Origin of the sequence: Actinacidiphila yanglinensis (assembly GCF_900107965.1) — a bacterium.
GTDB classification, from domain to species: Bacteria; Actinomycetota; Actinomycetes; order Streptomycetales; family Streptomycetaceae; genus Actinacidiphila; species Actinacidiphila yanglinensis.
The window spans coordinates 70,517-89,285 of record NZ_FNVU01000003.1 but is presented as its reverse complement, the minus strand read 5'-3'; the positions used below and the strand labels follow the sequence as shown (position 1 = coordinate 89,285).

15 protein-coding genes are annotated in these 18,769 nt (G+C 71.0%); 3 read left to right on the top strand and 12 right to left on the bottom strand.

Annotated features, from left to right (window positions below):
• Positions 1 to 5: 5 nt before the first annotated feature.
• The 5 genes from C4U44_RS07430 to C4U44_RS07410 form a co-directional block, all read right to left on the bottom strand.
• The gene (locus C4U44_RS07430; RefSeq protein ID WP_103885271.1) at positions 6 to 1,667 is read right to left on the bottom strand and encodes a solute symporter family protein; all 1,662 of its coding nucleotides are present in this window, start codon (positions 1,665 to 1,667) and stop codon (positions 6 to 8) included.
• Between the two features lie 35 nt (positions 1,668 to 1,702).
• On the bottom strand, positions 1,703 to 2,212 hold the full coding sequence (locus tag C4U44_RS07425; protein ID WP_200823167.1) for a DUF485 domain-containing protein: 510 nt from the start codon (positions 2,210 to 2,212) through the stop codon (positions 1,703 to 1,705).
• A gap of 94 nt (positions 2,213 to 2,306) precedes the next feature.
• Positions 2,307 to 2,966: a response regulator transcription factor gene (locus C4U44_RS07420; RefSeq protein ID WP_103884854.1), complete on the bottom strand. Its 660-nt coding sequence runs from the start codon at positions 2,964 to 2,966 to the stop codon at positions 2,307 to 2,309.
• The gene (locus C4U44_RS07415) at positions 2,963 to 4,117 is read right to left on the bottom strand and encodes a sensor histidine kinase (RefSeq protein ID WP_103884853.1); all 1,155 of its coding nucleotides are present in this window, start codon (positions 4,115 to 4,117) and stop codon (positions 2,963 to 2,965) included. The genes C4U44_RS07420 and C4U44_RS07415 overlap by 4 nt, the downstream gene beginning before the upstream one ends.
• Positions 4,114 to 4,593 carry a CcdC protein domain-containing protein gene (locus C4U44_RS07410; protein WP_103884852.1) on the bottom strand — a complete coding sequence of 160 codons (480 nt, stop codon included), beginning with the start codon at positions 4,591 to 4,593 and terminating at the stop codon, positions 4,114 to 4,116. The genes C4U44_RS07415 and C4U44_RS07410 overlap by 4 nt, the downstream gene beginning before the upstream one ends.
• Before the next feature lie 213 nt (positions 4,594 to 4,806).
• Between C4U44_RS07410 and C4U44_RS07405 the strand changes: the two genes are divergently transcribed.
• The gene (locus tag C4U44_RS07405) at positions 4,807 to 5,373 is read left to right on the top strand and encodes a hypothetical protein (protein WP_146088217.1); all 567 of its coding nucleotides are present in this window, start codon (positions 4,807 to 4,809) and stop codon (positions 5,371 to 5,373) included.
• Between the two features lie 80 nt (positions 5,374 to 5,453).
• On the opposite strand, the gene C4U44_RS07400 is transcribed toward C4U44_RS07405, so the two are convergent.
• The gene (locus C4U44_RS07400; protein WP_103884850.1) at positions 5,454 to 7,574 is read right to left on the bottom strand and encodes a DNA gyrase/topoisomerase IV subunit B; all 2,121 of its coding nucleotides are present in this window, start codon (positions 7,572 to 7,574) and stop codon (positions 5,454 to 5,456) included.
• Positions 7,575 to 7,979: 405 nt separating this feature from the next.
• On the opposite strand from C4U44_RS07400, the gene C4U44_RS07395 reads away from it, so the two are divergent.
• Positions 7,980 to 8,210, top strand: coding sequence for a DUF7455 domain-containing protein (locus tag C4U44_RS07395; protein WP_103884849.1), 231 nt, complete (start codon positions 7,980 to 7,982; stop codon positions 8,208 to 8,210).
• 125 nt (positions 8,211 to 8,335) lie between these two features.
• On the opposite strand, the gene C4U44_RS07390 is transcribed toward C4U44_RS07395, so the two are convergent.
• The 6 genes from C4U44_RS07390 to C4U44_RS07365 all read right to left on the bottom strand — a co-directional run bounded on the left by C4U44_RS07390 (position 8,336) and on the right by C4U44_RS07365 (position 16,321).
• The gene (locus tag C4U44_RS07390; protein WP_103884848.1) at positions 8,336 to 9,172 is read right to left on the bottom strand and encodes a S1 family peptidase; all 837 of its coding nucleotides are present in this window, start codon (positions 9,170 to 9,172) and stop codon (positions 8,336 to 8,338) included.
• A gap of 154 nt (positions 9,173 to 9,326) precedes the next feature.
• Positions 9,327 to 10,895: an RNA polymerase sigma factor gene (locus C4U44_RS07385; RefSeq protein ID WP_103884847.1), complete on the bottom strand. Its 1,569-nt coding sequence runs from the start codon at positions 10,893 to 10,895 to the stop codon at positions 9,327 to 9,329.
• Between the two features lie 263 nt (positions 10,896 to 11,158).
• A complete protein-coding gene (locus C4U44_RS07380) occupies positions 11,159 to 12,121 on the bottom strand; it encodes a FadR/GntR family transcriptional regulator (RefSeq protein ID WP_322973571.1) in 963 nt (320 codons plus the stop codon).
• A 51-nt stretch (positions 12,122 to 12,172) separates the two neighbouring features.
• A complete protein-coding gene (locus C4U44_RS07375; protein WP_103884846.1) occupies positions 12,173 to 13,945 on the bottom strand; it encodes an ATP-binding cassette domain-containing protein in 1,773 nt (590 codons plus the stop codon).
• 51 nt (positions 13,946 to 13,996) lie between these two features.
• Complete coding sequence (locus C4U44_RS07370; protein WP_103884845.1) at positions 13,997 to 14,731, bottom strand: NUDIX hydrolase; 735 nt, start codon at positions 14,729 to 14,731, stop codon at positions 13,997 to 13,999.
• Positions 14,732 to 15,079: 348 nt separating this feature from the next.
• Positions 15,080 to 16,321 carry a DUF4192 domain-containing protein gene (locus tag C4U44_RS07365; RefSeq protein ID WP_103884844.1) on the bottom strand — a complete coding sequence of 414 codons (1,242 nt, stop codon included), beginning with the start codon at positions 16,319 to 16,321 and terminating at the stop codon, positions 15,080 to 15,082.
• A 138-nt stretch (positions 16,322 to 16,459) separates the two neighbouring features.
• On the opposite strand from C4U44_RS07365, the gene C4U44_RS07360 reads away from it, so the two are divergent.
• On the top strand, positions 16,460 to 18,640 hold the full coding sequence (locus C4U44_RS07360; protein WP_103884843.1) for a RecQ family ATP-dependent DNA helicase: 2,181 nt from the start codon (positions 16,460 to 16,462) through the stop codon (positions 18,638 to 18,640).
• The last annotated feature ends 129 nt before the right edge of the window (positions 18,641 to 18,769 follow it).

Below are 18,769 nucleotides of genomic sequence, written 5' to 3'. Positions count from 1 at the left end.
CCGCGCTACACGGCCCCGGCTCCCGTCAGCGAGCGCACCTCCGTCTCCGCGAACGCCACTTCGTCCGCGGGCTCCCGGGTCAGCAGCGTGCCCAACCAGCCGGCGAGGAAGCCCAGCGGGATCGAGACCAGCCCCGGGTTCTCCAGCGGGAAGACGTGGAAGTCCACGCCCGGGAAGAGCGAGTCGGCCTCGCCGGAGGTCACCGGCGACAGCACCACCAGGGTCAGCGCCGGGATCAGGCCGCCGTAGATCGACCACACTGCGCCCTTGCTGGTGAACCGCCGCCAGAACAGCGAGTAGAGCAGCGAGGGCAGGTTCGCCGACGCCGCCACCGCGAACGCCAACCCGACCAGGAACGCGATGTTCTGATCCTGCGCCAGCAGGCTCAGCGCGATCGCGACCGCGCCGATCCCGACCGCCGAGAACCGCGCCACCCGTACCTCGTCCTCCTCCATCTGCCCGCTGGGGTTGCCCGCTTCGCCCCTGGCCGCATGCCGCGGGCTGCGCCGCACCGTGGCGTACAGATCGTGGGCCACCGACGCCGACGACGCGAGCGTGATGCCCGCCACCACCGCCAGGATCGTCGCGAACGCCACCGACCCCACCACCGCGAAGAGCACCGCACCGCCGGTCGTGCCCGATCCGCCGCCGAGTTCCTCCGCGAGCAGCGGCACCGCGGTGTTGCCCGCTTCGTTCGACGCGCGCACCGTGTCGGAACCGACCATCGCGGCCGCGCCGAACCCCAGCACGATCGTCATCAGGTAGAACGCCCCGATCAGCCCGATCGCCCACACCACCGACCGCCGCGCCGAACGCGCCGTCGGCACCGTGTAGAACCGCGACAGGATGTGCGGCAACCCCGCCGTGCCCAGCACCAGCGCCAGTCCCAGGCTGATGAAGTCCAGCCGGGAGGTGCCGCTGCCGCCGTACTTCAACCCGGGCGCGAGGAAGGCCTCGCCCTGCCCGCTGCCCGTCACCGCCGCCCGCAGCAACCCGTCCACGTTTCCGTGGAACTTGACCAATACCATCACCGTCAGCGCGATCGTCCCGCCCATCAGGAGCACCGTCTTGACGATCTGGATCCACGTGGTCGCCCGCATCCCGCCGAACGACACGTAGACCACCATCAGCGCACCGACCCCGATCACCGTCCAGGTCCTGGCCGCCCCGGTGCCGCCGAGCAGCAGCCCGACCAGGCTGCCCGCGCCGACCATCTGCGCCACCAGGTACAGGATCGACACCGTCACCGACGCCGTGCCCGCCGCGATCCGCACCGGCCGGTGCCGCATCCGCGCCGACAGCACGTCCGCCAGGGTGTACCGGCCGACGTTCCGGACCAGTTCGGCGATGAGCATCAACACGACCAGCCACGCCACGAAGAACCCGACCGAGTACAGCAGCCCGTCGTACCCGAACAGCGCGATCAGCCCGGAGATCCCCAGGAACGACGCCGCCGACATGTAGTCCCCGGCGATCGCGAAGCCGTTCTCCGCCGGGGTGAACAGGCGCCCTCCGGCGAAGAACTCCACCGACGAGCTACGCCGCCGCCCCGCCCACGCGGTGATCGCCAACGTCACCGACACGAACAGGGTGAACAGCACGATCGCCAGCCCCTGGTGATCCCCCGTCCCCTCCGCCAGATACGCGACACCCGTCCGCGGCCCCATCTGCTGCCCCGTCAACTGCCCCGCCCACTGCGCCGTCACCGCACCCGCTCCTGCCCGGTCCTGGTGGCCAGCGTCCACCGAAGGTCAAGCGCCGCCCGGTCCCTCCGCAGCCGCGCATGCCGCGCGTACGCCCACGTCAGAAGGAAGGTCGTCGCGAACTGCGCCAGCCCGGCGACCATCGCCACATTCAGCTGCCCCGCCACCTGATGCGCCATCAGGCCCGGTGCGGTGGTCGCCATCACCACGTACAGCAGGTACCAGCTCACGAACACCGCCGCCGCCGGGAACGCGAACCCCCGGTAGCGCGCCCGCACTTCCCGAAACGCCGCGCTGTCCTGCACTTCCCGATACACCGCCGACCGGACCGCCGCCTCGTCCTCCCGGCGCGCCCGCGGCACCGTCGCCGACACGGCGGGGGACTCTCTCTCGGCACCCGCATCCGGATCGGTATCCGCCTCCGGCTCCCACCGCCGCACCACCGCGGCCTGCTGCCACGGGCTGTCCACCCCCAGCGTCCCCGGGTCCGCCCCGCCGTGCTCGTCCACCGAACTCTCCTCGTTCCACCGGCCGGTCGGCCGTGCGCCCAATCATGGACAGAGCGGGAAGATCCAGGTCCAACAAGCCCAAACCTTCACACCATCAGGTGATCCCGTGGCGGTAGGCGTATCCCACCGCCTGGGCCCGATCGCGCACTCCGGTCTTGGCGAACAGGTTGTTGATGTGCGTCTTCACCGTGGCCATGCTCACGTGCAACCGCCCGGCGATCTCCGTGTTGGACAATCCCTCCGCCACCAGTGCCAACACCTCCGCCTCCCGTATCGTCAACCCGTCGGGCAACTCCTCTCCCTCCCGACGCACCGGCCCCGGCACCGGCCGCCCACCCTTCGTCAGAGCGTCCAGCACCCTGCTCTGCACTGCCGGAGACAGCCCCGCACGGCCCGCCGTCACATCCGTGATGGCCCGGGCGATCTCCTCCCCGCCCGCGTCCTTCGTCAGGTATCCGCGAGCGCCGGCCCGCAGCGCGGGGAACAACGAGTCGTCGTCCGCATACGTCGTCAGCACCACCACCTGCGTCCCCGGGTACTGCTCACGAATCCGCCGGGTCGCCTCGACCCCGTCGCACCGGGGCATCCTCAGATCCATCAGCACCACGTCCGGATGCCGCTCCGCCACCAGCCGCACCGCCTCCTCTCCGTCTCCCGCCGCCCCCACCACTTCGAGCCCGGGCAGCAATCCCAGCAACATCACGATTCCCTCGCGCACCACCGTCTGGTCGTCCGCGACCACCACCCGCGTCATGCGGGCACCCGCAAGCGCACCACAAAGCCCTCCTCGGCCGGTCCGGCGTCCAGCGCGCCTCCCAGCAACTCGGCGCGCTCCCGCATCCCCCGAAGACCGTAGCCCGACCCGGACGCCCCCAAAGAGTTGTCCACAGGCGATCGGCCGCCGAAATCACGGAACTCCAACTCCACCTCCTCCGGCCGGTACTCCAGCCGCAGCACGACCTCCGCCCCGGGCGCGTGCTTGCGCACGTTCGTCATCGCCTCCTGCGCGACCCTCCGCACCGCGAGCCCCGCCTCCGCCGGCAGCCGCCGCGAGTCCCCCTCGACCTCCAGCCGGGCTCCCTCCGACGCCACCAACTCCCGGAGGAAGTCCTCCACCGGCGCCAGGTCGCCGCGCAGCGCGGACAGCGCCTGCCGCGTCTCGGCCAGCCCTTCCCGCGCCATCCGGCGAGCCGCCACCACTCGCTCCAGCACCACCTCCCGCTCCGCTCCACGCTCGACCAGCAGACGAGTGGCCTCCAGGTGGACGGTCTGCGCCGACAGGCTGTGCGCGAGCACGTCGTGGATCTCCCGGGCGATCCTGGCCCGCTCGGCGAGCGCGGCCGTCTGTGCCTCCGCCTTCCGCGCGGCCCGCTCCTGGACCAGCAGCCGCTGGGTGTTCCCTCGGGCCTCGGCGTCCAGTCGCACCGTGTAGCCCGCGAGAGCCAGACCGAGCGCGGTCACGGTCGCCACCAACCAGTTCGCACCGCTCGCGAGCAACCCGAACAAGGTCAGCGACACCGCCGCGGTCGGCAACCCCGCGGCCAGCGGCAGCCGCTCCAACGACAGCACCCCGCACCCGCACCACAGCAGCCCCGCCGCCAGCCGCGCGCCCGCTCCGTCCGCGATCGCACCACCCGCCACCAGCAGCGCGATCAGCCCGAGCGCCGGCCACAACCGGTGGCGCAGAGTGACGCGGAAGTACGCCCACAGCACCGCCCACGCGGCCAGCACCCCGAGACACGCACCCAGGGAAGCCCACGGGTTCAGGTCCCCCTTGGCGGCGATCGCCCACACCGCGACGGCCATCAGCACCAGCCGGACACCGCGCCCGACGCGCCGCCGGGACTTCGGCCGGCCCTCACGGGACAGCGCCTCAATTGAGGGCCAAGTCGTCCAGATGCTCATGAAGCCGTACGGTACGACGGCCCCAGGCTCTGGGCCCGCCAGTAGAGCACGCCGCTGCGTATCAGCAGCGTCGCGGCGACCGCGATCAGTACCGAGGTCGAGGTCTGACGCACACCGACCGCCGCCGCGATCGCGTACAGCCCCGCGCGAACCGCTATGCCGAGCACCCACACCGCGATGGTGGCCTTGGTGCCCTTGGCCATCACCCGGCCGTCGGGCTCGGTCCACAGGTGAGTGGTCGTGGCCCAGACGACACCCATCACGCCGCCGACCACCAACTCGGCGGCGAGCAGCACCACGGCGGCCTGCTCGTGATGGCTGTCGATGAGACCGCCGCCCTCGCGTATCGCCAGCGCCAGCAGGATGACCGGCATGAGCCACCAGCGGCCGCCCGCGACCGCGCGCGGCCTGAGCTGACGGGCGATCACCACGCCGACGACCGCGACGATCACCAGGGCATTGGTCAAACCGGACATGGCGGGTGCCTCCGAGGCTCGACGAGACGAGGGGCTTGTGTCGTCGAATCTACGGAAATCCACTGGTCAGCGGATCAAGCCCCGGGTTGAAACCGTCTCTCCACCCTCGGGTGGAGCCCCCGCCCCGACCCAGGTAAGCCCGCTCCCCGCCAGTGCCGTTCACGACCCGCGCGGTTCACTTCGCCCACTCCTCCGTGCGCGACACCTGGCGGCGTGAGGACACGCTCCAGCGCGCTGCTGATGGTCAAGTGCTGCCACGACACGGACTGGCTGTCCTCCCTGGTGGAGTCGCCGCCCGCCAGGGTCGCCTCGTTCGGCAGGCTCACCCACTTCCGCCGACAGAACCAGCCGGAGGGGCAGCCGACCGCTGCCTCGACTGCGCCGTGGAGTCAACCCGGTCCGATCCCGGCCACGGCGCCCGACAGCCCTGCCTGGATCCGGAGTTGGCGGCGGTCGATCCTGCGTCGGGCAGGGTTCGCGGTGCGCAGGTCGGTCGGGTACTGCTGGCACGGCAACACCGCGGGACGCGAGTGGATCCACGGCGAGAACGTCTCCACCGGCGTGGGCGGCTGGATCTACGCGCCGAACATCGTCAAGGTGAGCGGGAAGCTCAACCCCTGCAACAAGCAGGCCCGAACCCGCCCGCCCCGGGCCGTGGAGCCCCCATGGGCAAACCCGGCGAGCCGCCGCCCGCGCTCCGGCCGGCGGCTCGTCCGCGTCATCGCGGCCTCCTGCGCCCGCGAGAGTCCCTGTCCCGCGGGCGAGGCCCTCCCACCCTGACCACCCGTCAGCGCGCCTCTGGGGGAGCACGCCGGCCCCCCTCCGGGTCTCCTCACGCCCCGCGCACCCGACGCCTCGCGTCAGACGTCGATCTTCGAACGGTCCAGGGTGGACGCGGAGCTGGAGATGAACTCCTTGCGCGGCGCCACCTCGTTGCCCATCAGGAGGTCGAACGCCTGCTCCGCGGCTTCGAGGTCGCTGATGTTGATCCGGCGCAGGGTGCGGTGGCGCGGGTCCATCGTGGTCTCCGCGAGCTGGTTGGCGTCCATCTCGCCGAGGCCCTTGTAGCGCTGGATGCTGTCCTTGTAGCGGACGTTGCGCCGCTTGAGGTCCAGCAGCGTCTGCCGCAGCTCGGCGTCGGAGTAGGTGTACAGGTACTTGTCCTGGCCCTTCTTGGGCTGGACAAGCTCGATCCGGTGCAGCGGGGGCACCGCCGAGAAGACCCGCCCCTCCTCGACCATGGCCCGCATGTAGCGCTGGAAGAGGGTCAGCAGCAGGCAGCGGATGTGGGCGCCGTCGACGTCGGCGTCGGCCAGGAAGATCACCTTGCCGTAGCGCGCCTGGTCGATGTCGAAGGTGCGCCCGGAGCCGGCTCCTATGACCTGGATGATCGCGCCGCACTCGGCGTTCTTGAGCATGTCCGAGACGGAGGACTTCTGCACGTTGAGGATCTTGCCGCGGATCGGCAGGAGTGCCTGGAACTCCGAGTTGCGCGCCAGCTTGGCGGTGCCGAGCGCCGAGTCGCCCTCGACGATGAACAGTTCGCTGCGTTCGACGTTGTCGCTGCGGCAGTCGGCGAGCTTGGCGGGCAGCGAGGAGGTCTCCAGCGCGGTCTTCCTGCGCTGCGCCTCCTTGTGCTGCCGGGCCGCGATCCGGGTCCTGGCCGCGGCAACGGTCTTCTCCAGCACCGCCCTTGCCTGGGCCTTGGTGTCGCGCCGGGTGGAGGTGAGGAAGTCCTTGAGCTCCTTGGCCACCACGGCGGCCACGATGCGGTTTGCCGCCGAGGTGCCCAGCACCTCCTTGGTCTGCCCCTCGAACTGCGGCTCGGCCAGCCGGACGGTGACCACCGCCGTCAGGCCCTCCATGGCGTCGTCCTTGACGACGTCGTCCTCGGCGACGCGCAGCAGCTTCGTGGCGCGCAGCACCTCGTTGACCGTCTTGGCCACCGAGCGCTCGAACCCGGTGACGTGGGTACCGCCCTTGGGCGTCGCGATGATGTTGACGAACGACTTGAGGTTGCTGTCGTATCCGGTGCCCCAGCGCAGCGCGATGTCGACGCCGAGTTCGCGGGTGACCTCGGTGGGCGTCATGTGGCCGCGGTCGTCGAGTACGGGGACGGTCTCCTTGAAGGTGCCACTGCCGGACAGCCGCTGCACGTCGCAGATCGGCTTGTCGGGGGCGAGGTACTCGCAGAACTCGCTGATCCCGCCGTCGTAGTGGAAGACCTCCTCGACCGGCCGGCCCTCCTCCACCCCACGCTCGTCGCGCACCACGATGGTCAGCCCGGGGACCAGGAAGGCGGTCTGGCGGGCCCGTTGGTGGAGGGTGTCCAGCGAGAGCCTGGCGTCCTTGAGGAAGATCTGCCGATCCGCCCAGTAACGCACCCGGGTGCCGGTGCGCGTGCGCGGGACCTTCTTGGTGCGGTTCACGCCACTGGCCGGCTCGAAGGCGGCGTCCGGGCCGGACTCGGCGAAGACGCCGGGCACGCCCCGGCGGAAGCTGATGCTGTGGGTGTGCCCGCCACGGTCCACTTCGACGTCCAGGCGCGCGGACAGCGCGTTGACCACCGAGGCGCCGACTCCGTGCAGACCGCCGGAGGCCGCGTAGGACCCGCCGCCGAACTTGCCGCCGGCGTGCAGCTTGGTCATGACGACCTCGACGCCGGACAGTCCGGTCTTCGGCTCGACGTCGACCGGGATGCCGCGGCCGTTGTCGCGCACCTCGATGGATGAGTCGGAGCGCAGCACGACCTCGATGCGGTCGCCGTGACCGGCCAGCGCCTCGTCGACGGAGTTGTCGATGATCTCCCAGATGCAGTGCATCAGGCCGCGACTGTCGGTCGACCCGATGTACATACCGGGTCGCTTGCGGACGGCCTCGAGACCTTCGAGGACAAGGAGATGCCGCGCTGTGTAGTTGGAACCGTCGCGATCTGCACCGGTCAGTAGCGCGGAGGGCGGCACGGTTGTTTCGGCGGTCACGCGGGCAGCTCCTCGGTCAAGATATTCAGCCGTATCGGTGAGAGGGTACCGATGCGGGGCAGGCGGACAGTGCTGCGACCCGGCATCCGGACAGCCCATCCTAATCCTTGTCGAGCAGGCGTTCGATAACCCGCGCGAGTGATACACATGTCACGTTCCCAAAGAGGCATGAACCATTTAGGCTCCGGGCACGTCCTCTCCAACAACCCGGTCGCCAACCGGGGGGCGAGCCGGACAACAGCTCCACACCCGACATCCGGCGCAATTGACTCCTATTCGCCGCCAATCGGTCACACCCGGTCATATCGAAGACGGTTCCGAGAAAAAGCCGTCTGCGGGAACGTTTTCGGCCTGGTTGGATGTTGACCCTGGTACGACTGCTCGTCGAGCTAGAGAAGAGGCGACGTGACTACTGTTCTGACCCCCGCGAGTCCGCTGACAGCGGGCGACCGCTGCGACCGTTGCGGCGCTCAGGCCTACCTGCGTGTCGTGCTCATCAGTGGCGGAGAGCTGCTCTTCTGCGCGCACCATGGCCGCAAGTTCGAGCCCGAACTGAAGAAGATCGCAGCCGAGATACAGGACGAGACCGGCCGGCTGAACGAGACCCCGGCGTCGACGGGAGACGACGAGCGCTGAGCCTTCACACCAGCGACGAGTTCGGAGCCGCGGGCGGACGGACCCCTTGAGGGGGTGTCCGCCCGCGGGTTTTCCCGTTCAGCCACGACACGCGCAGCCATGAGCCGGGCCCCTCGGGGCGCCGCTCACATGTGCTGCGCGATCAGTGCCTCCATCGCGGAGACCCGGGTGTAGACGCCCGGGAAGTCCGCGAGAGCGCACCCGTTCCCCCACGAGACAAGGCCGACCAGCTTGCCGGCGACGACCAGCGGCCCACCGCTGTCGCCCTGGCAGGCGTCCCGGCCGCCGCCGTTCACCCCGGCGCACATCATCGACGCCGGGGCGTACGTACCGACGCTACCGCCCGGATATGCCTTCTCACAGGCTGAGTCCGCGAGGACGGTGACGCCTGCGGTGCGCAATCCGGTCGCGTACCCCCCGTTGCCGGTCGTGTCCCCCCAGCCGTAGACCTCCGCCACGGTGCCGGCGCGGTAGGAATCCGCGTCGGACGGTTCCGCCATCGGAATGGCCGCACCGCTCGGCAGCGGCTGCGCGAGCGTGATCACCGCAACGTCGTTGGCGTTGGTGGTCTGGTCGAAGTCCGGGTTCACCCAGACCTTGGACAACTGGATCTCCTCACCGCTGGCACTGGTCAGATCGGTGCGGTCCGCGATGACCCGGAGATCCGGCAGCTGCTGCCAGTCGTCCACACCGAGCGCTTCCTTGCCGAAGCAGTGTGCGGCGGTGACCACCGTTCGAGCCCCTACGGCCACTCCACCGCAGAACTGGCCCGAACGGTCGGAGCCGAAGCGGGAGCGGCTGGACAGCGCCACCACCCAGGGCTCCTGCTGGGTCGTGGTCGGGGTACCGCCCACGACGACCTCGTGGGCCGCTGCCGGAGTGGCGGGCAGCGCCAGAGGCACCACCAGAGCCGGCAGCAGCGCGACTATGGCCGCGATGACGGTACGGACGCTGAAACGCATGCGGGGGCCTCCTGACCCTGTGAATCACTCGGGATACCCAGAGTCATCGACAGGTCAGGGGGCCGCATCCGCAAAGACGCCGGACTGAAATCGGACCGAAAGAGGCCACGCGGGTCTCCCCGCGTGGCCCCTTCGACGCTCGAGCGACGAGCTGTCAGTCGAGGTAGTCGCGCAGCACCTGCGAGCGCGACGGGTGGCGCAGCTTGGACATCGTCTTCGACTCGATCTGGCGGATGCGCTCACGCGTCACTCCGTAGACCTTGCCGATCTCGTCCAGCGTCTTGGGCTGCCCGTCCGTGAGGCCGAAGCGCATGGAGACCACGCCGGCCTCGCGCTCGGACAGGGTGTCCAGCACCGAGTGGAGCTGTTCCTGGAGGAGCGTGAAGCTCACCGCGTCGGCGGGCACGACCGCTTCGGAGTCCTCGATCAGGTCACCGAACTCGCTGTCGCCGTCCTCGCCGAGCGGGGTGTGCAGCGAGATGGGCTCACGGCCGTACTTCTGGACCTCGATGACCTTCTCGGGGGTCATGTCGAGTTCCTTGGCCAGTTCCTCCGGAGTGGGCTCGCGGCCCAGGTCCTGGAGCATCTGGCGCTGGACGCGGGCCAGCTTGTTGATGACCTCGACCATGTGCACCGGGATACGGATGGTGCGGGCCTGGTCGGCCATGGCGCGGGTGATCGCCTGGCGGATCCACCAGGTGGCATAGGTGGAGAACTTGAAGCCCTTGGTGTAGTCGAACTTCTCGACCGCACGGATCAGGCCCAGGTTGCCCTCCTGGATCAGGTCGAGGAAGAGCATGCCCCGACCGGTGTACCGCTTGGCCAGCGAGACCACGAGGCGGAGGTTCGCCTCCAGCAGGTGGTTCTTCGCCCACCGGCCGTCCTCGGCGATGATCTCCAGTTCGCGCTTGAGCTTCGGCGCGAGCTTGTCCGCCGCCGCCAGCTTGTCCTCGGCGAACAGGCCGGCCTCGATCCGCTTGGCGAGCTCGACCTCCTGCTCCGCGTTGAGCAGCGGGACCTTGCCGATCTGCTTCAGGTAGTCCTTGACCGGGTCGGCCGTGGCACCGGCGACGGCGACCTGCTGGGCAGGCGCGTCGTCCTCGTCGTCGTCGGAGAGCACGAAGCTCTCGGACTCCGGCTTCTCGGCCTCGTCCTCGCCGCCCTTGCCCGGCGCGCCGTCCTCGACCGGCTCGTCCGTCTCGGCGGCAGCCTCGTCCCCGGGCGCGGCGGTCTTCTTCGCCGCCACCTTCTTCGCCGGGGCCTTCTTGGCAACCGCCTTCTTGGCGGCGGTCTTCTTCGCGGGCGCCTTCTTGGCTGGGGTTTCCGCCTCCACCGATTGCTCCACCGTGGTCTCGGCCTCGGTCGCCGCCTCCGGGGCGTCGACCTTGGGCGCTACGGTCTTCTTGGCTGGGGCCGCCGCCTTGGTGGCGACCGTTTTGGTGGCAGTACGTTTCGCCGGGCTCTTGGCTGCGACGCTCTTACGGGTGCGCTTGGGCGCCTCTGCGGCGGTCACCATCAGCGTCACACCCTCCTCGTCGAGGACCTGGTTGAGGCTGCGCAGAACGTTCTTCCACTGGGTTGCCGGAATCTGGTCCGCTTCGAACGCCCGACGCACATCGTCGCCGGCGATCTGGCCCTGGGCCTTACCCTGCTCGATGAGCGCCATCAGAGACTCGGATTCGGCGATCTCGGACGGGAGCGTACGGGATGTGCTGGCCGACACGAACAACCTCTCGGAACGATGGGAACGACTGGGTGGTACCGCACAGCGACTCAGCGTCAGAGACGACGCCGAATATTCTGTTGAACATTGCGTGTGCGGCGGCCACCTCTTAAGTCATCGCACTGCCTCGCCAAGCGTTACGCCAAGCTTACGTGGCCCGAGTCACACCCCATAACGTACTGATACATACCAGAGCGGGACATCTCGCACACATGGGGCCGCCGCTGACCCCTGGATCGGAGTCCGCGGCGGCTCGCGGGGGATCAGTTCTTCTCGCGGGGTGCCGGGACGACGTGGTCGGCGGGGGGCACGGAGGCCGGCTCGGCGGGGGCGGCCAGCAACTGGCGCATCGCCGCCTCGGCGGTGCCGCCGTCGCCCTCGGCCAGCGCCTCGACGATCCGGTGGTGGAGGCCGACCGAGGTGTCCCCCGGACGCTCGCACCCGGTGGCCAGACCGCCGGAGACGTGCAGAGCGGCCGAGACGATGCCGGACAGGTGCTCCAGCATCCGGTTGCCCGCGACCTGGAGCACGAGGCTGTGGAACTCGACGTCGGCGCGGGTGAAGGTGAGCGTGTCGCCCTGGGCGCTGGCGTGGGCCATGATCTCGGCCATGTCGGCGAGCCGCTGCTGGACGTCCTCACGGCCGTGGCCGGCTGCCAGGCGGGCGGCGACGGGCTCGATGGTCGTGCGCAGTTCGAGCAGTTCGCGCCGCTGGTCCTCGCGCTGGGGGCCGAAGGCACGCCACTCGATGATGTCGGGGTCCAGCAGGTTCCAGTCGCTGACCGGGCGGACCCGGGTGCCGACATTGGGACGAGCGCTGACCAGGCCCTTGGCCTCCAGCACGCGCAGGGACTCGCGCACCACGGTGCGGGAGACCTCGAAGCGCTGACCAATCTCCTCGGGGACCAGCGGGCGGTCCGCACCCAGGTCGCCCGAGACGATCATCTGACCCAGCTGCTGGACGAGTTGGCCGTGCAGACCACGGCCGCGGCTGCCTCCGGCGCGGCGGCCGACCCGGCCCATGTCGGGTTCCACGCCTTCCCAGGCGGCGAGCCCGGGGCGCTCCGCGCCAGGGCCCTCGGTGTACGGATAGCGATCAAGCTCGCCCGAACCGGCGATGCCGGAGTCGGCGGAACGGGCCGCGGTCATCATGGAATGCGCAAGGGTACTCACGCATCCTTTGTCGGCGATGCCGAACCGGGCCTTGAGGGCTTTGCTGAAAAGCACACGAAAGGGTGAGCACTCATCACCTGATCATTGACGTTTTTTCTGGAGGATTCATCCCTTCTTGCCTGTGAGCGTCGCGCTTCCGGCAGTGGGGACGGCAGTTGACCTCCGCTCCTGGCGCCGGCCGCGCAACGCGCTTACCGCGAAAGCGCCGACCAGCACCGTGAGCGACAACGCCAGTCCCAGGAAGAACGGTTGACCGACGAAGCGCAGCACCCTGCCCGCTCCCCCGCCGCCGTCCTGTGACACCCCGGTCACCACCGACCACAACGCTCCTCCGGCGTCGCCGAGTTCTTTGGCCTGCCGCCCACCGAGCAGGGCGCGTACGCCCGGTACGGCGAGCAGCGGCACCGCCAGGACCGCGGACAGCCCGAGCGCCGTCGTACGGAACACCGCTGCCGCCAGGACTCCGGCCCAGCAGCATCCGACCGTGAGGGCGGCGCAACCGGCCAGCGCCGCCGGGTGGTCCAGCGGATCCGGGACGCGGGCGGGGGCGATCAGCCGGAGCACGGCCACGTCGGCGGCGGAGGCCATGAACGCGAGGGCCAGTGCGGTCAGCGCGCCGACCAGGAGCTTGGCGCGGAGCAGGCGGGAGCTGCGCGGCTCGGGACCGTGTCCGGGTGCCAGCGCCGGGAAGCGGAACTCCTGCCCGTAGCTGAGCGCGCCGAGCAGCCCGGCGCCGATCGCCGACGCGGGGATCGGCAGTTCGGGCGCCCAGCCGGACAGCATCCGCAGGGGCGAGGAGTTCGCCGAACCGGTACGCGCGATCCAGACGGTCGCCAGCACCGAGCACGCCAGCGCGGTGAACACGGTCGGCCAGGGGGTGCGCACCCCGAAGGCCCGCCGGACCTCGTACCCGATCGCGCGGACCGGGCCCGGGCGGCGCCCGATGCGACGCACCCGCCGGGTCGCGAACCGCCGCCTCCGCACTGCCCGCTCCTCCGGGTCCGCCTGGGCGGGCGGCCGCTCCAGCCGGTCACCGGTGGTGTCGGCCAGTTCGTGCAGCAGGATGCCGTGCCGGTAGGCGGTCTCCCCGACCACCGCGGACGTCGTGCCGTAGACGGCGATGCGGCTGCCGCTCGCGGCGACCACCTCGGCCCCCTCACCGCTGAGCAGTTCGGCCAGCCGCTGGGCGTAGGGCGACCGCACCGCCACGTAGGGCCGCAGCCGGCTGCGCGCGAACTGATCGGCGGTCTCGTCCGCGACGAGCCGTCCCCCGTCCAGCGCGATGACGCGGTCCGACGTCCGCGCCAGAGCGCCCGCGTCCCTGCCGGTGAGCAGGACGGCTCCGCCCTCCGCCGCGTGCCGGCGCACCAGTTCGTGGACCCAGGCGGCCTCCCGCGGCAGGAGCCCGCGGGCAGGGTCGTCCAGGATCAGGGCGCGCGGGCGGGAGAGCAGCGCGACGGCGAAGCCCAGCCGGCGGTCCATGCCGAGCGAGTGCGTCTCCAGCCGCTCTTCCGCCACCGCGTCCAGGCCGACCACGTCGAGGATCTCGTCGGCCCGCGACAGCGGCAGCCCGTAGGCGGCGCAGAGCATGCGCAGGTGACCGCGGGCGCTACGCCGGGGGTGCCCGGGGACGTCCCCCAGCAGGGATCCGATGTCGTGGGCGGGGCGGGCCAGTTCGTGCAGGGGGCGACCGTCGACCAGGGTGGCGCCACGGCCGGCCTGCACTCCCAGCAGGAGGCGGAGCGCCGTGGACTTTCCCGAGCCGGTCGGCCCGAGCAGACCGGTCACCTCGCCCTCCCGCACCTCGAAGGTCAGGTCGGCGACGGCGGGCGGGGTTTTGCGGCGGGAGAAGCTGGTCAGTCCGATGGCCTGGATCACTCCAGCACCATAGCGCTGGAATACCTAATAAAACGGACAAAAGCCTTGAAATTACACTTCTGGTCGGAGCATTGGCGGATTGAGGAGCGCCGCGCCCCCGGCCCTGAACAGCTGTGCAGGACGGCCGCCCTGACGGGTCGTCGTGCCCCCGGTCGGTACGAGGAACCCGACCGTCCCGGTCACCTTGCGGTGGAAGTTGCGCGGGTCGAGCGCCACTCCCCACACCGCCTCGTAGACCCGCCGCAGCTCGCCGACGGTGAACTCGGGCGGACAGAAGGCCGTGGCCAGAGACGAGTACTCGATCTTCGAACGCGCCCGCTCCACTCCGTCGGCCAGGATGCGGCCATGGTCGAAGGCGAGCCCGGTCGCATCCCCCGCGTGGTCCTGCCCGTTCTCCGCCAGGAGCGTGCCGACCGGCGCCCAGCGGGCACTGCGGGCGTCGCCACCGGCTCGCGGCGCCGGCAGGTCCGGAGCCAGTACGAGGTGCGCCACGCTGACCACCCTCATCCGCGGGTCGCGCTGCGGATCTCCGTAGGTGGCGAGTTGTTCCAGATGGGCGCCGTTCTGCGCCCGCAGACCCGTCTCCTCGGCCAGCTCGCGCGCCGCCGCCTGCGACAGGTCCTCGTCGTCGCGCACGAAGCCGCCCGGCAGTGCCCATCGACCCTGGAAGGGGGGCTCGCCCCTGCGGACCGAGAGCGCGCACAGCGCGTGATGTCGCACCGTGAGCACCACCAGGTCGACGGTGACGGCAAAGGGCGGAAAGGCCGACGGGTCGTAGGGCGACATGACGCGATCTTAGTCGTCTGCCTGACGATAAACAGCCGGATCGACGCTCTTGACGATCAGGTCGCGGTGATTCCCGGCCATCGTCGGGCTCGCCGCTCGGCGCGCACCCGCCACGTCCCGGATCACCTGGGCATCCAGGTCGAGCAGGGCGCTGGACCCGTCCGGCGCACCCGCCCGTACTCCCTCCGGCGGGCGCACCCTTCACCGCATGCTTCACACCGCGCTCACCTACGCTCGGCTCCCGGACGGCCCTCCGATGCCCTTCGCTGCTCACCAGCGGACCTCGCTCCGCCGCCGACTCCACCGCCCCCGCGACGGCAGATGCGGGACGCAGGTCGCACAGCTGGCTCATCGTCGGCTCCGCGCACGTCGGTCACCGGGTGAACGATGGGCCGGGCCCCTTCCGGCCGGCCCCGTCGGCCCTCGGCGAGCGGCCGCCGTGCCGAGCACCCGTTTGCGCCTCTCCTTGCGCAGGCTGCACCGCACCAACTCGGGGTCAAGGCCCTCGTTGACGGATGTGTGCAGCAGCCGGGCGAAGGTGTAGTGCGGATCGAGGTGGAGCGCCATCCCCAGGGCAATGCGGGCCTCGCTCTCGTCCCCGGTCGACCACGCGACCCAGCCGGCGAGGGTGAGGGGCGCGACGGCGTGCTCCTGGTACGGCCCGGAGCAGCGGCGGGCCAGGGCACGCCACAACCGCACCGCCGCGTCGGCCTGGCCGGGGTCCGCCCATTCAGCCGCCCGGTCGCGCGCCGCCTTGTCCTGGAGGCCCAGAATCATGGTGGCCGCTTCGTCGTCCGCCAGCAGCGCGTCGTCCTGCCGGTCGGCGCGGGCCGGGTCCTCCAGCCGTGGCGCGGCCCGGAACCTCTCCAGCGCGACGCGCGCCAGGCCGAGGGTGCGGCGGCGCATCTCCTCCACGCGGCTGTCGGTCAGCAACCGCGGCAGCAGTTCGGCGCAGGCCGCATCCAAGGCGTTCTCCTGGCGGGAGTCGCGAGCCCGTGGCGGGCTGAGCCGACCCTCGACGTCCCGCAGAGAGCAGGGAACCGGCAGGCCCGCATACGCGGCCGTGGCAGCCATCGCGCTGCTTCCCGGCAGGGGAAGCGCGGTGCCCTCGGCAGGTGCGGGCACGCGGTCCGGCCGGCAGTAGGACCACCAGCGCCCGGCCGACACGCACAGCGCCTCGACCACCGGCACCTCCAACTCTCCGCAGGCGACCCTCAACCGCTGCGCGAGCGGTCGCAGTCGCTCCATCACCTCCGAGGGGCGCTCGCCTTCGGACGGGTCCTGGCAGAGGAAGACCACGACCGCGTCCGGGTGTCCACTGCGGCGGGCACTGTTTCTCACCAGGCACTCCGCGAGCCGGTCGGCGCTGCCGGGCCAGTCGACTGGATTCTCCGGCAGGCTCACCCGCAGTCTGCCGCCGAAGCGGCCGTGCTCCCCGTGGAGCGCCACGAGGACCAGGCTGTCCGTCGGGTGGAAGCCGAGCAGGTAGGGCAACGCGTCCGCGAGTTCCGCGGGGCCGCGCAGCGTGACTTTGACGTCCATCGGTCCGTCCGATGACTGTCCGTGCCGGATCTCGTCGCTCTGTGTCATGTCTCGACGATGACGCACGGCGCGGTCGGCCCGCGGAGGATCACCCGCTCGGCTGTGGAAAACCTGTGCGGGCAGGTTTTCCACAGGTCGACGGCCGGTGGTTGGCGAAGTGTCGGTCCGGTCGGGTTGCATAGAGGCATGACCGAGACGACCACCGCGCTGCGCAGCGCGGCCGACACCGTACTGAGCCGACTCCTCGACGCCGAGCCCGGATCCGCGCGCCTGCGCGAGGACCAGTGGCGGGCCGTGGAGGCGCTCGTCGCGCACGGCCGCAGAGCGTTGGTGGTCCAGCGGACGGGATGGGGCAAGTCCGCGGTCTACTTCGTGGCCACCGCGCTTCTGCGCGAGCGGGGCAGCGGGCCGACGGTGATCGTCTCTCCACTGCTCGCGCTCATGCGCAACCAGGTGGAGGCGGCCGCGCGCGCGGGGATCAACGCCCGCACCATCAACTCGTCGAACAGCGAGGAGTGGAGCGCGATCGAGGCCGAAATCGCCACCGGCGAGGTCGACGTCCTGCTGGTCAGCCCCGAGCGGCTGAACAACCCCGATTTCCGGGACCAGGTGCTGCCGAAGCTGGCGGCGACCACCGGCCTGCTCGTCGTCGACGAGGCGCACTGCATCTCCGACTGGGGACACGACTTCCGCCCGGACTACCGGCGGCTGCGCACCATGCTCGCCGACCTGCGGCCCGGCGTGCCGGTGCTGGCCACCACCGCCACCGCCAACGCCCGTGTCACCTCGGACATCGCCGAGCAGCTCGGTACCGGCACGGCCGCGGGTGCGGAGGAGGGCGCCCTCGTGCTGCGCGGTTCGCTGGAGCGCGAGAGCCTCTCGCTCGGCGTCCTGCGCCTGCCGGACGCGGCCCACCGGCTGGCGTGGCTGGCCGACCACCTCGACACCCTGCCGGGCTCCGGGATCATCTACGCGATGACGGTGGCCGCCACCGAGGAGATCACCGCCTTCCTGCGCCACCGCGGCTACGAGGTGGCCTCGTACTCGGGCCGAACCGAGAACGCCGACCGGCAGGCCGCCGAGGCGGATCTGCTGGCCAACCGCGTCAAGGCGCTGGTCGCCACCTCCGCCCTGGGCATGGGCTTCGACAAACCCGACCTCGGCTTCGTGGTGCACGTCGGATCGCCCTCCTCCCCCATCGCTTACTACCAGCAGGTCGGCAGGGCCGGCCGCGGCGTCGACCATGCCGAGGTGCTGCTCCTCCCCGGTCCGGAGGACGCCGCGATCTGGCGGTACTTCGCCTCCCTGGCCTTCCCGCCCGAGGACCAGGTCCGTCGCACGCTCGACGTGCTGGCGGCGGCCGACCGGCCGCTGTCCGTGCCCGCGCTGGAAGCGCGAGTCGACCTGCGCCGCTCACGGCTGGAGACCATGCTGAAGGTCCTCGACGTGGACGGGGCAGTGCTGCGAGTGCGCGGCGGCTGGACCTCCACCGGTCGGCCGTGGGTCTATGACACGGAGCGCTACGCGTGGGTGGCTCGCCAACGCGAGGCGGAGCAGCAGGCGATGCGCGAGTACGCCACGACGACGGACTGCCGGATGGAGTTCCTGCGCCGCCAGCTCGACGACGAGCAGGCCGCCCCCTGCGGCCGGTGCGACAACTGCGCCGGCGCACGCTTCCCGGTGGAGGTGTCGGCCGCCGCCCTCGAAGCCGCGCGTGCCGCTCTGGGACGTCCCGGCATCGAACTCGAACCCCGCAAGATGTGGCCCACGGGTATGGAGGCGGCGGGCGTACCCCTCAAGGGGCGGGTCCCGGCCGGCGAGCAGGCCGCGACCGGCCGCGCGCTGGGCCGGCTGTCCGACATCGGATGGGGCAACCGGCTGCGCCCGCTGTTCGCCGCGGACGCGGAGGACCGCCCGGTTCCCGATGAGGCGGTGGATGCCGTGGTCCAGGTGCTCGCGGACTGGGCCAAGGGCCCGGGAGGCTGGGCGAGCGGCGAGCCGGGGGCGGCTCAACGCCCGGTCGGCGTGGTCGGCATCGCCTCGCGCCGCCACCGCCGCCTCGTGGAGTCGCTGGCGACCAAGATCGCCGAGATCGGCCGGATGCCGCTGCTGGGGGAGGTCGCCCACACCCAGGACGCGGATCCGGGCGCGGTACCGCGCAGCAACAGCGCGCAGCGGGTGCGCGCCCTGCACGGCGCATTCGAGGTGTCCGCGCCCGTAAGTGCGTCTCTGCGCGCGAATCCGGGCCCGATCCTGCTGGTGGACGACCTGTCGGACACCGGGTGGACGATGGCGGTCGCGGCCCGGCTGCTCCGCCAGGCCGGGGCGACCGCGGTGTTCCCGCTGGTCCTGGCGGTGCAGGGCTAGCCGGCCGCATCGGAGGGGATCTATCCGGCGGACGGTGCCATACCGGTCGTTGGTGCCAATTGACCGTTGCCGCACGGCAGTACGAGGGGAAGAATTGGCGCTGGATTCCCCGATCGGCTCTCCGAGCCC

Coding starts and splice junctions, on each gene's coding strand:
- C4U44_RS07390 (WP_103884848.1), bottom strand. CDS start 9,172: ATGCGTTTCAGCGTCCGTACCGTCATCGCGGCCATAGTCGCGCTGCTG.
- C4U44_RS07410 (WP_103884852.1), bottom strand. CDS start 4,593: ATGTCCGGTTTGACCAATGCCCTGGTGATCGTCGCGGTCGTCGGCGTG.
- C4U44_RS07360 (WP_103884843.1), top strand. CDS start 16,460: ATGACCGAGACGACCACCGCGCTGCGCAGCGCGGCCGACACCGTACTG.
- C4U44_RS07370 (WP_103884845.1), bottom strand. CDS start 14,731: ATGTCGCCCTACGACCCGTCGGCCTTTCCGCCCTTTGCCGTCACCGTC.
- C4U44_RS07420 (WP_103884854.1), bottom strand. CDS start 2,966: ATGACGCGGGTGGTGGTCGCGGACGACCAGACGGTGGTGCGCGAGGGA.
- C4U44_RS07365 (WP_103884844.1), bottom strand. CDS start 16,321: ATGACACAGAGCGACGAGATCCGGCACGGACAGTCATCGGACGGACCG.
- C4U44_RS07415 (WP_103884853.1), bottom strand. CDS start 4,117: ATGAGCATCTGGACGACTTGGCCCTCAATTGAGGCGCTGTCCCGTGAG.
- C4U44_RS07430 (WP_103885271.1), bottom strand. CDS start 1,667: ATGGGGCCGCGGACGGGTGTCGCGTATCTGGCGGAGGGGACGGGGGAT.